This is a genomic window from Neobacillus sp. OS1-32, assembly GCF_030915425.1.
Classification (GTDB): domain Bacteria; phylum Bacillota; class Bacilli; order Bacillales; family Cytobacillaceae; genus Neobacillus; species Neobacillus paridis.
In genome coordinates this window covers 2,717,229-2,731,043 of sequence record NZ_CP133263.1, presented here as the reverse complement: position 1 = coordinate 2,731,043, position 13,815 = coordinate 2,717,229, and the positions used below count along the sequence as shown (strand labels likewise).

Sequence of the window (13,815 nt, the reverse complement as noted above, 5' to 3'; positions counted from 1 at the left end):
TTACATAAATACTAAACCTTCCCTATGGGAATAAAAATTCATTGAATTTAGATGTTCCTTATACAATTGATTTTCTAAATATGTAGGTGATATGAATGACTGATCAAATCAATTTGCCAGGATACAAGTTGTTGACCAAAGAAACCGAAACCGAAACGAGCTGCTTCTATAGGGGATATTCCACGGTAATGAAGAAGCAAGTTCTAATAAAGGTGCTAAAGAATTATCATATGACTTCGCATGAAGCAGCTTCAATTTATCACGAGTACAATGTAAGCGGAAAATTAGAAGGTGATTTTATCCTTCGACCATTAAATATGGGTAAGCATTTAAATTCCCCCTATATAGTGTTCGAATATTTCCCATGTATAACCGTAAGTGAGCTGTTTTTATCCAATCCTGGGTTCCATATAACGGACTCCTTACAAATCGCGGTAAATATAGCATCGGCTTTATCTTATATTCATCAGCAACAAATCATTCATAAAAATATTAATCCAGAAAATATTTTGATCAATCCAAAAACATATAGGATCAAATTAACGGGATTTAATCATGCAACTACTTTGAAACAAGAAAATTATTTCGTGACAGTCCGCCCAAATGCTGTAGATTGTCATTTACCCTACATTTCACCTGAACAAACGGGACGTATGAATCGATCAATGGATTATCGTACTGATTTATATTCATTAGGTGTTACGCTTTATCAGCTGTTTACAGGAAAGCTCCCATTTACGAGTAATGACCCTATTAAGCTAGTACATGCTCATTTAGCAAGGATGCCTCTTGAGCCGAAAAAGGTAAAAAAGGATATTCCAGATATGGTGTCAGCTATCATAATGAAATTATTAGCAAAAACACCAGAAAGTAGATATAGCAGTGCTTTTGGTGTAAAAGAGGATTTAGTGATTTGCCTAACTCAGCTACATTCGTTTGGTAAAGTAGAACCTTTTCAAATTGGAAAAAAAGATATCAACAGCATTTTTGAATCTGCATGCAAACTATATGGACGTGAACAGGAAGTAAAACAAATCGAAACGATTTTCAACCAGGTTCGCCAAGGAGATTTGGGGTTTGTGCTCATTTATGGCAATTCAGGAATGGGGAAAACTTCCCTTGTGAATGAGATTCATAAACCGCTCGTTGGGGAGAATGGGTATTTTATTTCAGGAAAATTCGAACAGCTGCATCGACAGGTTCCATATGCTCCGATCATGCATGCATTTCAATCTCTTATTCGGCAAATTATGACGGAAAGTCCAATACTCATTCAGCGATGGAAAGAAAAACTTGAACAAGAATTGACAGGGAATATCGCCATGCTCACCACTATGATTCCCGAGCTTAAATGGCTATTAGGGGAACAAACTTATGAAAATGAAAGTTTGTCAGGCGATACTCAGAAACAATTTTTATTTACATTTCAACAGTTTGTTAACATTTTCGCCGCTAAGAACCACCCGCTTGTGCTTTTTCTCGATGATTTGCAGTGGGCTGATCTTGCTTCCTTGGAGCTGATTGAATATCTGGTTACACAGGGGAATTGTCAATATTTGATGTTGATTGGGGCATATAGGGATAATGAAGTGGGGGTAACCCATCCCTTATTAAAAACAATCCAAAGGGTCCGGGAGGCTGATATTCCTATTAAGGAAGTCCCTCTACATACTCTTGGGAAGGAAAACATTCAAGAATGGGTAGAGGACTCTTTAATGGATAGAGGGGAACATGTGGCAGACCTTTCTGCATTCTTGCACAGGATTACACAAGGAAACCCTCTATATATGAAGCAACTTCTACAATCCTATTATGAGGATGGCTATTTGTTATTGGAGCCTAACAAAGGGAAATGGATTGCCGATATTAAACGCATAACAGATAAACCGGTTAAAGAAGATATTGTCGATTTTATAGTAGAAAGAATCCGCATGCTTCCCAAGTCTACCCAGCATTTGCTGCGGCTGTCTTCCTGTATAGGAAATAAATTTAATTTGAAAACGTTATCGATTATTTCAGGAAGCAGCTATAGAGAAGCGTCTGATGATTTATGGCCTGCACTTGAAGCAGGTTTAATCATTCCAAACGGTGTGATCTATCAATGGGTGTTTCCTGAGGAAGAAAACCTACTTATAGAAAACGATCCTCCAGCTTATCGCTTTCTTCATGATAAGGTGCAACAGGCTATTTATTCCACTATGACAAAAGAGGAACAAGAACAGGCCCATGTAACAATCGGACGCTTACTGGTTATGTCTAGTCATCACATAGAGGACCAGCTATTCACGATTGTCAAACATTTCAATTTAAGCAAACGTCTACTAAATGATCATGAGATCTTGCAAGTAACGGAATGGAATATTGATGCAGGGGAAAGAGCAAAAGCTTCTGCTGCTTTTCAAGAAGCATTGAAATATTTTGAAGCTGCGAAGAAGTTAATCTCCGATAATTGGAAAGAGTATTATCCATTGACTTTTCGTTTTATGAAAGGTTTGGGAGAATGTCAATATTTAACGAGTCAATTTGAGAAAGCAGAAAAAACATTCAATGACATTCTTCTCCATGCACAATCACCTTATGAGAAACTAGAGATTTACAATTTGAAAATCACGTTATATACACATGTTCATAGGGTAAAGGATGCCGTAAAATCTGGGATTGAGGGTTTAAGGCTATTTGGGATTCACTTGCCTGAAAATCCGGGTATGGCGGCAATAATAAAAGAATATGTACAAACGAAACTAGCACTTAATGGAAAAAGTAAAGAGGACCTTTTGAATTTTCCAGAAATAACGAATAAAGATCAGTATCTGATTTTGCAAACATTTATCTCGATGAATGGTCCTGCTTTCCATGCTAATCAAAATCTGGCTACTTTACTGATGCTGAGAGCATTGAGATTCACCCTTAAAAATGGTTTAACAGATATTAGCGCATTAGTTTTTAATAATTATTCACTTATTTTGAGTTCGGGTTTTAATGACTATAAAGGCAGTTATGAATTTAGCAAACTGGCTTATGACCTTGCTGAGCGTTATGGAGTGGTAAGTATAAAAGGAAGAGTTCAGTTTGTGTTTGGAACTTTTGTGAATCATTGGAAAAACCCAGTGAGCAAAAGTCTAACTTATTTAGAGACGTCACAGCGATATTGTTTGGAAGCAGGTAATATACATCTGGCTGGAGCAAATAGTTCTTTTATCGTTATCACATTATTTATTAAAGGAACACCTATAGAGGAAGTAATGGGTGGGATTGACAAACAAATACAATTTGTTAGTCAAATCCAATATTCGATTTCAAAAGGATTTATGACAGAGCTGTATCACTGGCTTCAATTTTTAAATGGTGGAAATCCCGTGAACCCTTGGAAATTTAAAGAAATCCTTGATGATGACTCGGCGAAAATTATTCACTACACGCTAAGGCTGCAAATGGCCTATTTGTTTGATCAGAGGGATTTTGCCAAAGAGTTGCTACAAGCGCTAATACCGCTTGTCAGCAAACGATTAACGCTTGTCATTGTACCTGAATATTATTTTTACCATGGGTTATGGCTCTCGCGTTTTTATAATGTGGCCGTTACGGAGAGAGAAAAAAGGTCCATTAGAAAAAGAATGAATCAGTGTATAAAGAAATTAAAAAAATGGGCTGAATTAGCACCTGAAAATTACTTGCATAAGTATTTACTGCTAAAAGCGGAGATGGCAGGGTTAAAGCAAGAGGAGCAGTCTATTTTTTCCTTTTATAATGACAGCATCAATTACGCAGAGAAACATGGTTTTATACAGGATGTGGCGATTTGCAATGAGTGTGCTGCAAGGTATTTTGCGAGGAAAGGGCATACGAAACTTGCCAACGCCTTTTTCCTAGAAGCTTATCAGTCTTATTTAAGGTGGGGGGCCAAAGCCAAAGCACAACAAATACTGGAAGATAGTCATGGCCTTATTCCATCTGTCATTGTAAAGGAACGGGCAAATGAACCGCTTTTTGATATTCATGCTGCATTACAAGCGACTCAAAGTATTTCGAAGGAAATTATTCTAAGTAAATTGTTGAATAAACTATTGGATATCACAATGGAATATGGAGGGGCAGACAGGGGATTTTTAATGTATAAAAGGGATGATCAGTTAGTCATCGGTGCACAGAAAAGTTTGGAAGAAAATGAGATGGATAGTCAAATAGGTCTGCCGATTTCAGGAATGAAAGTTATGTGTGAAAGTATAATCCGTTATGTGGAGTCGAGTACAGAAACAATTGTGCTGGATGATGCATCATCAGAAGGGATGTTTACAGAAGACCACTATATTAAACATAGAAAACTGAAATCATTATTATGTCTTCCAATTATAAAAAATGGAAATTTAATAGGGATTCTTTATTTGGAAAATAATAAAGCAACCCATGCCTTTACAGAAGAAATGATTCATTTTCTTTCGTTTCTTTCGACTCAGGCGGCGATTTCTATTGAAAATGCATACCTTTACGAAAATCTGGAGGCTAATGTCACAAAACGTACAGAAGAGTTGAAAAATGCGAATCGTCATCTTGAAGAGCTCAACCAAGAGCTCGAGCAGTCTAGACAATCACGCAGACATTTTTTATCCAATATATCCCATGATCTACGCGCCCCTATTACTTCTATAAAAGGATATCTGGAAGCCATTTTGGATGGAGTAATTAAGGAGGAGAATCTGAATGATTTTTTGTTGAAAAGTATGAAACGAATAGATGATTTGCAATTACTCATACAGGATTTATTTCAATTGTCCCAATTGGAATCAGGACAAATACAATTCTCATTTGATTTCATCCCGGTTGATCGGCTTATGAACCATATCTATCAAAAATATAAATATGAAATTATGAACAATGGTTTAATATGCAGATTTGATAATCAACTTGTCAGTTCTACAGATTTGCCGCCAATGGTGGAGGTTGATCTTGAGCGTATGGAACTAGTGTTTTCTAACTTAATAACAAATGCTATTAAGTATACAACATTTGGTGAAATCATCTTCTTATTGCGCAATGATGATGATTTGAAACAAGTTATTCTAAGCATCCGTGATACCGGCCCTGGTATTCCGAAAGAGGAGTTGCCATTTGTTTTTGATCGTTATTACTCAAAGACAAGTAATACTGCTAACCAAAAAGGCCACGGACTCGGTCTTTCCATATGCAAAGAAATTATTACGAATCACAATGGAGAAATTTGGGTAGAAAGTGAAGAAGGCAAAGGAACTACCTTTTCTATTCGATTACCGATTGTTCAGTATGTAGAGGAAGTGGAAATGGTTTAATGGTGAAGCACGGCGGCGAGATAAAGTTGGCGACTTTTTTAAACAATAAATTTAGTAACTGACCAAAATAAAAGGATGAGCTTACAGGTATAAAGGTGACACCGATTACGGCAGTCTAATCGAGCAGATTTTTGTACTTTATCCGCCCTTTATCCTTTTGGATCTGCTAATCAATAAAACCGTTGAAATTGCCATTGAAAAGGAAATCATCAAAAGTAAATTCATTAGTAATTTTAAAAAAGCAAATTTTTTGGAGCTAATACACGAATATTTGTTAGTAGATAATTACAATGAATGTAATATATTTTAAAAGTATGGAGGTTATCATGTGTCCAAAGGACTACTTCACCATATTGAAATATATGTTTCAAATTTAGAAAAATCTATTGATTTTTGGGGTTGGTTTTTGGAGGAAATGGGCTATTATCTTTATCAGGAATGGGAAAGTGGCCGAAGTTGGAAAAATGACGAAATTTACATTATTTTCGTCCAAGCCAATAGTAGATTTCTTAAGTCCTGTACTTTTATCAAGGCAAAGATAAGAAAACTCGGAATAAAATATAAGTAAAATGTAAAGGGTGATTTTTTTGCCAAAGATAATACTTAATTCTTTTCAATTTCTTTTTCCAGTATTAGCTATCCCTTTCTTAACAACAGGGATTATCGGGGCTTATATAATTCAAATTTCAATTACTTTATTGCTAATTGGCTTTATATTTTCAATTTTTAAAAACAAATACTCCAAAATTAGCCTATTCTGTTTTTGATATGCGAAATATGAGATTGATGACTATTTTGGAATTGGCCGGTTCAACAATGGCAAAAGAGTGTCTTTTAACTGACGAGCCAATCAACAAATTTTTTGATCGGTTTTTCAGCAAATTACCTGACTATTTGCAAAAACAGTTACTTAATACTAGTGTAGCTTTATGATTAAATCGGTCCTATCCCTATAATATCAAGTGTTGAGGTTCATTTATCATGTCCGGAACTTGAGTTATTAATTTTTTGAATAAACCTCAAATTTATCACAAGAATTAAGAAGATAATCGGATATAATATCGCAGAATACCAAAGTTTCCACCCATTATGGTAAAAAAACTCAGTATGCATGGAAATCCACTCAAAAGTGACGGAAAATAATGACCAAAGCATAATATAAAGTACTTTTTTAACGATCTTTTTCTCTGAAGGATAAAAATTGAGAAATAAAAGGCTAATTGAGGGAAAATATAAAAGGATCCCCAAAAACGCTTTCCATTGAAAGCCCTTTTGAAAATAGCCATAAAGATCATAGTGCATATCGAATATTAAATCAGTTGTCAAACCGTAAGTATAAGCAAAAAAACAGGTGGTATAAATTTCAATCTTATTGATCCTTTTCGGTACAAAAAATGCGACTAGGTTAAAAATGATAAAAAGCATATAAATAAGTATCCACAAGTTAATTTTCCTTCCTTAATAACCGTTATACTTACCGTTACTTACATAAGAAGAAACTGGTTCGGCCCTAATAACCTCCTCAATGGTATAAGCTCTATATCACTATATTTTTTCATAAAATTTATAAAGTATTCTCCTCACCCTAACAATTCCATTAAGCAACGAATTCTTTTTTATTATAATGTTTGTGGACCTTGTCCTAAGTATTTTTTGCTTAAAGTGATAAAACACCGTATAATAATTTTTAATAAAAGAAAGAAATGGAGTACATCAAATGGTTCAATCAATCAATACAAAAGTCGATTTAGTTGTTGATGCAACCTCCCATATTGGAATTGCGGAATATGGTAAAATTATGATCGGAGACAAAGGATTTGAATTCTTCAATGATCGTGATGTCCGTAAGTTTATTCAAATTCCTTGGGAAGAAGTTGATTACGTGATCGCTTCCGTCATGTTCAAAGGAAAATGGATCCCACGTTATGCTATCCAAACTAAGCGGAATGGGACGTTTTCATTTTCTTCTAAAGATCCGAAAAAAGTGTTGCGAGCCATTCGTGAATACGTTGATCCGAATCATATGGTTCAATCATTAAGTTTCTTTGATGTTATCAAACGCGGCTTGAAGAGAAAATCTAAAAAAAAATAATTTAACATACAAGACAGGGTGGAACTTGTCTTTTTTTGTAGAGACAAATCCATAATTGTTAACATCAAAACTGCTAAACCTTAGAAGGGAAACCGAAAGCGATTCTGACGATTAGCAAGTCAGTTAGCGAACGGCCATTAAATTGGAGAAGATGTTGCTGATCTGATTTTAAAAGAGTTCGGCGGCAAGGAACTGTAGGAAGTAATACATTCGTAACTTTCAGCGAAATTATCACAAGTGTATCGAAAGTGCTGTGCAATTAAAAATAAGTGTATTAAATTACAAAAAAATATAGTTTGTGTATCAAAAAACGCTATCATTCTGCATGATAGCGTTTTATATTGTCTAAAATGTGTATTGTATGAAGAAATTGTTCTAAAATGGGACAATTTTTTTCTATCCGCAAACAGGCGGAGCAACAGGCTTTTTTAGTTTTAATATAGAAATGAGAATAGGGAAATATTAAATAGTAAGGGTTGATACAAAGGTTGGCACGATTTATGCATTATAAAAAGTGAAGGTTGTGAATCCAGAAAAAACAAGGATGGTCGGAATTAATTTCACTTGTTGTTGCGACTCATGGTGAGTTTTCAAGGGAGATTATCAAAACAGCCGAAGCCGAAATGATTAGTTGGAATCCACCAGTGCCTATGGGTCGAAAAACTGATCTGATACAACTAATCAAAAAAGAAAAGATGCTGCATTCATTTTGGTTACAGGTTTTTTAGAACTTATTTATATTATTTTGCTGTAACAATAATAAGAGGAGGTAAGAAGATGGTAGGAATTATCATTGCTAGTCACGGTGATTTTGCCAATGGTATCTTGCAATCCGCAGAGATGATCTTTGGAAAACAAGAAAATGTAAAAGCTGTAACATTGATGCCGAGCGAAGGACCTGATGTTGTAAAGGCAAAAATGAAAGAAGCAATCGCCTCTTTCGACAACCAAGACGAAGTATTATTCTTAGTCGATCTTTGGGGTGGAACTCCTTTCAACCAAGCCAACAGCTTGTTTGAAGAACACAAAGACAACTGGGCAATCGTGGCTGGTATGAACTTGCCAATGTTGATTGAAGCTTTTGCATCACGCTTCTCAATGAACACAGCGCATGAAATTGCTGCGCATATTTTGGGCACAGCTAAAGAAGGGGTTAAAGTAAAACCGGAAAGCTTAGAACCAGCAGTATCTGCAAAAGCTTCTGCCGGGCCATCAAAAGCAGGTGCCCCTGGTAAATTTGAATACGTGTTAGCACGCATTGACTCACGTTTACTTCACGGACAAGTAGCGACTGCTTGGACAAAAACGACACAGCCTACACGGATCATCGTTGTATCTGATGCAGTAGCTAAGGATGAACTTCGTAAAAAACTGATCCAACAGGCTGCTCCTCCAGGTGTAAAGGCACATGTTGTTCCTGTCCATAAAATGATCGAACTTGCTAAAGATGATCAACACTTTGGCGGCCAGCGCGCGTTACTTCTTTTCGAAAACCCGCAAGATGCGCTTAGAGCGGTTGAAGGTGGCGTTCCATTAAAGACCATCAACGTTGGTTCGATGGCACACTCACCTGGTAAAGTTCAACCAAATAAGGTGTTGGCCTTTAGCCAAGATGATATTGATACCTTTAAAAAGTTAAAAGAACTTGGTTTGAACTTCGATGTGCGCAAAGTTCCGAACGATTCAAAAGGCGACATGGATGAAATTATCAAGAAGGCTCAAGAGGAGTTAAACAAACAAAAATAATCCTGATGATCAGGAGTAAAGGGAGGATTAGTAATCATGGATTTAAATATTATTCAAATAATATTAGTCTTTATCGTAGCGTTTTTAGCTGGTATGGAAGGAATTTTGGATGAATTCCAATTCCACCAACCACTCGTTGCTTGTACGTTGATTGGCTTAGTTACAGGAAACTTAGTACCATGTCTTATCCTAGGTGGTACGCTTCAATTGATCGCATTAGGTTGGGCAAACATCGGAGCTGCCGTAGCGCCGGATGCTGCGTTAGCCTCAGTTGCCTCTGCTATTATTTTAGTTTTAAGTGGCCAAGGTAAAGCTGGTGTGGCTTCTGCGATTGCGATTGCTGTTCCGCTTGCAGTTGCTGGTCTTTTATTAACAATCATCGTTCGTACACTTGCAACAGCAATCGTACATTTTATGGATGCTGCTGCTCAAGAAGGCAACATCAGAAAAGTTGAATTCTGGCAAATCACTGCGATCTGTATGCAAGGGTTACGTATTGCCATCCCAGCTGCATTAATTTTAGCTATTGGTGCAGGTCCGGTTAGAGACTTACTTTCCTCTATGCCATTGTGGCTAACAGACGGTTTAGCCATCGGCGGGGGAATGGTCGTAGCCGTTGGTTATGCAATGGTTATTAACATGATGGCTACAAGAGAAGTATGGCCATTCTTCGTGATTGGTTTTGTATTAGCATGTATTTCACAAATTACACTTATCGGCCTAGGTGCTATTGGTATAGCTCTTGCCCTTATCTATTTAGCGCTTTCTAAACAAGGCGGTTCAGGTAATGGCGGAAATTCTAACACTGGTGATCCACTAGGCGATATTATTGATAGTTACTAAGAAGGAGGGCGCATAAAAATGGCAAATGAATTAAGATTATCAAAAAAAGATCGTATTTCTGTTTGGTGGCGTTCCACTTTCCTTCAAGGTTCTTGGAACTATGAACGTATGCAAAACGGCGGTTGGGCATATACGATGATTCCCGCCATCAAAAGATTATATAAAACGAAAGAGGATCGTTCTGCTGCACTAAAACGTCACTTAGAGTTCTTTAATACTCACCCATATGTTGCTTCACCTGTTATTGGTGTAACGTTAGCCCTTGAAGAAGAACGTGCAAATGGCGCTCCGGTTGACGACACAGCAATTCAAGGGGTTAAAGTCGGTATGATGGGGCCTTTAGCAGGGGTTGGGGATCCAGTTTTCTGGTTTACGGTTAGACCAATCCTTGGTGCATTAGGAGCTTCCCTTGCTTTGACCGGTAACATCCTTGGACCAATTATTTTCTTCGTTTTATGGAATCTCATCCGGATGGGATTCATGTGGTATACACAAGAATTTGGTTACAAAGCTGGTTCTAAAATTACGGACGACTTATCTGGCGGATTACTTCAAGATATCACGAAAGGTGCATCCATTCTGGGGATGTTCATCCTGGGTTCATTGGTTAACCGTTGGGTATCTGTAAAATTCACGCCTGTTGTATCCGAAGTTAAACTTTCCAAAGGTGCTTATATTGACTGGGATAAACTGCCTGCCGGAGCGCAAGGGATTAAAGAGGCGTTGCAACAGCAAGCTGCCGGTCTTTCATTAGAACCTGTTAAAGTAACTACTTTACAAGCCAACTTGGATAGCTTAATTCCTGGTCTAGCTGGATTGTTGTTAACGCTTCTTTGCATGTGGTTGCTTAAGAAGAAAGTTTCTCCAATCGTTATGATTCTTGGATTGTTCGTGGTTGGTATCGTCTTCCATTTAATTCACTTAATGTAGTAAATACGTTTGCCTAGCTTTTTTCAAAGAGCAAATATAAGCCTGTATTCCATTAACGCATAGAGCAGCACCTCCTTGTATGATAAACCTATCAACTTAAGGAGGTGCTTTTTATATGCCAAAACAAAAACCTTATTCCTCTATCATGTAGAAAAAACCATATGCTATGTTTAGTCATTCATTTTTGTTCAGTCTGGTCTTTTTGATTGTAAAAGTGGAAGAATAACTTTAAAATTAAGAAATAAAGGAATAAAATTTTAAAGAAACTGTGTTTTTTCTCGAAAAGGGGGCATAACTTATGGAAACAGCTATTTTACCGAAAGGAAGTAAAGCCATGGGTGAATTGAATAGGAAACCGGTTCGCCGTGTTAAAGTTTCCAAGCAGCGACAAATTAATATTCCAAAAGACTTTTATGACGCTTTGAACTTATCAGATGAAGCTCTTGTTGAATTTACTGGAAAGGAAATTGTTATTCGTCCGGCTGAATACGAAGTTGTGGATTTTTCAGAGGATATTTTAAAAGATCTTGTTCACCAAGGGTACAGCGGTGAGGAATTGATTCAACGTTTCAGCCGAATTAAATCTGAAATTCCGAAAGCTCTTGACCGAATGAAAAAAGAAGCAATGGAAAATCCAGTGATTACAGGAAGTTTAGATGATTACTTAGATTTAGTGGGGGACGACGAAGAGGATGAGTAGTAGTGGATTATTCCCCTTTAAGCTAAGTGATCGTGCAGCAAAGCAGCTAAAAAAAATTAGGAAAACAGACCGAGCATTGTTCAATAAAGTCAATGATGCCATTACAGCTATTCGGATAGATCCGACTATTGATGAGCCTAAAAAAGGTGATTTAAAAGGTTTCAGCTGTGTTGATATTAGTCATTTAAGAACCAATTACGAGCTTTGTTATACTCTGGAAGAAGATGCAAACGGCCAACTTATTCTTGTTTTGATGATGGGGCCGAGGGAGAATTTTTATGAGGAATTAAAACGCTATCTGAATTTATAGGAACGACCAGGGGAACTGAGTCGTTTTTTTATATTTCACTAAGCAAGATGGACTGCCAATGGTTCTTTAGTTAACCGTTGGGTATCTGAAAAATTCATGCCTGTTGTATTCCAAGTTTAACTTTCCAAAGGTGCTTATATTGACTGGAATCATTTACCTTCCGGAGTACAAGGGATTAAAAGAGGCGTTGCAAGCTGCCAGTCTTTCATTAGAACCTGTTAAAGTTACTACTTTATAAGCCAGCTTGGATAGCTTAATTCCTGGTTTAGCTGGATTGGTGTTAACGATTCTTTGCATGTGATTGCTTAAGAAGATAGTTTCTCGAATCGTTATGATTCTTGGGTTGTTTGCAGGTGGTATTATATTCCACTTAATCCACTTAATGTATTGAATACGTTTGCCTGGCTTTTTTCAAAGAGCAAATATAAGCCTGTATTCAATCAACTCATAGCGCAGCACCTCCTTGTATAATAAACCTATCAACTTAAGGAGGTGCTTAATAATACCTTTTTCCCGAAATTTAATGAAAAATATGTAAACTCTTGTTACTTTAAATAAAGAGCGATAAAAAAATCCCCTGTCAGATATTTTTTAATTTTTATTTATTTGAATCAATTTCATAAATCGCTTTTTTAAATAAACACAGACTAACAGAAAATTTGATGTAAAAATTTTTTAAGTTTTTATCTCTTAAACATTGTGTTGATTTCCGTTCCAGGCGGACGCTTTCCGCGGGCGGTCCGTGAGCCTCCTCGTCACTTCGCTCCTGCGGGGTCTCACCTAGCCACGCTTTTCCCGCAGGACACTGAATTACTTCTTGAACAGCCCACGCACGAAGGAAATGCCTTAGCATTTTCGAGGAGTCGCCGCCTTCCACTCCAATCAACAGGTTTGGAAATGAAAACAACTATTCTATACGGTCTGTATTTTAAGCAACTTGTTGTTGATTTAACGATGCATTAATACGATCCACAGCTAATTTTGAAGCATTATAAACTAAGGTTACGAGGTCAAAATGAACTTTGGCACGTTTTCCGGTACGATAACGGACATTGTCTAATTGAAAGTATAACTTGAGATAAGCATTCACCCGTTCCACTGCGGTACGGCGTTTAAAGATGGTTTTCCAAGCTTTAGAGCCTCGGGCTGGTGCGGTATATTTCCGAAGATCTGTCGTGATTTTCACTTTATAGATCTTTTGGCAAATACCTTCATTTGCCAACGGACATTCTTTACATTCCTTTGGGCGTGTATATTTAAGCGTTTCGTATTTTTGATCAAAACTATCATATCGGTAGGAGTGTTCACGAAAACAAGTCGGAGCGAAATGTTTATCAAACCCTTCGGGTTCAGGTTCATTACGCTTATTATAGGCAATAACCGATTGTTGACCCATTTTGTGTATCTGTTCATAAATCGGTTCGTAGTCATAACCAGCATCCATCGTTTGATAACGTAAAGTTGAAAGTTGAACACGCTCATGGATTCCTTTTAACAAAGGGATCGCTGCCTTTCCGTCATTCAAATTTCCGGAAGAAAAGAGAGATTGAAGAATATATTGGCTTTTTGTTCCCACCGCTAAATGCGCCTTATAGCCATACCAAAAAACATTCTTTCCTTCGCTGTTTTTCTTCACACCCCACTCCGGATTTTGAGGAATTTCAGCACGAAGTTGATCTAACGGAACGTCTAATTGGTTTTCTATCTTCTTTTCAAAAATAGGTAGGTTGGCTTCGCGTTCAGCTTTTTCAATTAACCATTGTTCTCTTTCTTCTTTTGATTTTCGCCCACGTTTCTTGGGTTCGGTTTTTGATTTTTCTCCCTTTGGAGGTGCTTGATCCTTGGCTTCAAAGTGTGTGGCATCTATAGCCACAGTTTCAGTGTTTAAAAG

General features: G+C 37.1%; 9 protein-coding genes and 3 pseudogenes. 10 read left to right on the top strand and 2 right to left on the bottom strand.

What is annotated here, in order from left to right:
* Positions 1 to 95: 95 nt before the first annotated feature.
* The 3 genes and pseudogenes from RCG24_RS13545 (at position 96) to RCG24_RS13535 (ending at position 6,236) form a co-directional block, all read left to right on the top strand.
* Positions 96 to 5,303: an AAA family ATPase gene (locus RCG24_RS13545; protein ID WP_308077258.1), complete on the top strand. Its 5,208-nt coding sequence runs from the start codon at positions 96 to 98 to the stop codon at positions 5,301 to 5,303.
* 328 nt (positions 5,304 to 5,631) lie between these two features.
* Positions 5,632 to 5,814: pseudogene (locus RCG24_RS13540) on the top strand (hypothetical protein); the annotation flags it as partial.
* Positions 5,815 to 6,071: 257 nt separating this feature from the next.
* On the top strand, positions 6,072 to 6,236 hold the full coding sequence (locus RCG24_RS13535) for a hypothetical protein (protein WP_308077257.1): 165 nt from the start codon (positions 6,072 to 6,074) through the stop codon (positions 6,234 to 6,236).
* Between the two features lie 39 nt (positions 6,237 to 6,275).
* On the opposite strand, the gene RCG24_RS21310 is transcribed toward RCG24_RS13535, so the two are convergent.
* Positions 6,276 to 6,728: a CBO0543 family protein gene (locus RCG24_RS21310; RefSeq protein ID WP_374049096.1), complete on the bottom strand. Its 453-nt coding sequence runs from the start codon at positions 6,726 to 6,728 to the stop codon at positions 6,276 to 6,278.
* Positions 6,729 to 7,020: 292 nt separating this feature from the next.
* On the opposite strand from RCG24_RS21310, the gene RCG24_RS13530 reads away from it, so the two are divergent.
* From RCG24_RS13530 to RCG24_RS13500, 7 genes and pseudogenes are all read left to right on the top strand, one after another.
* Entirely contained in the window at positions 7,021 to 7,395 is a 375-nt protein-coding gene (locus RCG24_RS13530) for a DUF956 family protein (RefSeq protein ID WP_202656081.1), read from the top strand.
* A 777-nt stretch (positions 7,396 to 8,172) separates the two neighbouring features.
* A complete protein-coding gene (locus RCG24_RS13525) occupies positions 8,173 to 9,141 on the top strand; it encodes a mannose/fructose/sorbose PTS transporter subunit IIA (RefSeq protein WP_202656080.1) in 969 nt (322 codons plus the stop codon).
* A gap of 36 nt (positions 9,142 to 9,177) precedes the next feature.
* Positions 9,178 to 9,984 (top strand): PTS mannose/fructose/sorbose transporter subunit IIC, encoded by an 807-nt coding sequence (locus RCG24_RS13520; protein ID WP_202656079.1) that lies wholly within the window; start codon positions 9,178 to 9,180, stop codon positions 9,982 to 9,984.
* 18 nt (positions 9,985 to 10,002) lie between these two features.
* Positions 10,003 to 10,914, top strand: a complete 912-nt coding sequence (locus tag RCG24_RS13515; protein WP_202656078.1) for a PTS system mannose/fructose/sorbose family transporter subunit IID — start codon at positions 10,003 to 10,005, stop codon at positions 10,912 to 10,914.
* Between the two features lie 298 nt (positions 10,915 to 11,212).
* A complete protein-coding gene (locus tag RCG24_RS13510; protein ID WP_202656077.1) occupies positions 11,213 to 11,614 on the top strand; it encodes an AbrB/MazE/SpoVT family DNA-binding domain-containing protein in 402 nt (133 codons plus the stop codon).
* Positions 11,607 to 11,924 carry a type II toxin-antitoxin system RelE/ParE family toxin gene (locus RCG24_RS13505; RefSeq protein ID WP_202656076.1) on the top strand — a complete coding sequence of 106 codons (318 nt, stop codon included), beginning with the start codon at positions 11,607 to 11,609 and terminating at the stop codon, positions 11,922 to 11,924. The genes RCG24_RS13510 and RCG24_RS13505 overlap by 8 nt, the downstream gene beginning before the upstream one ends.
* A gap of 60 nt (positions 11,925 to 11,984) precedes the next feature.
* Positions 11,985 to 12,315 (top strand): annotated as a pseudogene (locus RCG24_RS13500) (PTS system mannose/fructose/sorbose family transporter subunit IID); the annotation flags it as partial.
* 537 nt (positions 12,316 to 12,852) lie between these two features.
* Here the strand turns inward: RCG24_RS13500 and RCG24_RS13495 are convergent.
* A pseudogene (locus RCG24_RS13495) lies at positions 12,853 to 13,803 on the bottom strand (transposase); the annotation flags it as partial.
* Positions 13,804 to 13,815: the final 12 nt, after the last annotated feature.

Coding starts and splice junctions, on each gene's coding strand:
- RCG24_RS13545 (WP_308077258.1), top strand. CDS start 96: ATGACTGATCAAATCAATTTGCCAGGATACAAGTTGTTGACCAAAGAA.
- RCG24_RS13535 (WP_308077257.1), top strand. CDS start 6,072: ATGCGAAATATGAGATTGATGACTATTTTGGAATTGGCCGGTTCAACA.
- RCG24_RS21310 (WP_374049096.1), bottom strand. CDS start 6,728: ATGCTTTTTATCATTTTTAACCTAGTCGCATTTTTTGTACCGAAAAGG.
- RCG24_RS13530 (WP_202656081.1), top strand. CDS start 7,021: ATGGTTCAATCAATCAATACAAAAGTCGATTTAGTTGTTGATGCAACC.
- RCG24_RS13525 (WP_202656080.1), top strand. CDS start 8,173: ATGGTAGGAATTATCATTGCTAGTCACGGTGATTTTGCCAATGGTATC.
- RCG24_RS13520 (WP_202656079.1), top strand. CDS start 9,178: ATGGATTTAAATATTATTCAAATAATATTAGTCTTTATCGTAGCGTTT.
- RCG24_RS13515 (WP_202656078.1), top strand. CDS start 10,003: ATGGCAAATGAATTAAGATTATCAAAAAAAGATCGTATTTCTGTTTGG.
- RCG24_RS13510 (WP_202656077.1), top strand. CDS start 11,213: ATGGAAACAGCTATTTTACCGAAAGGAAGTAAAGCCATGGGTGAATTG.
- RCG24_RS13505 (WP_202656076.1), top strand. CDS start 11,607: ATGAGTAGTAGTGGATTATTCCCCTTTAAGCTAAGTGATCGTGCAGCA.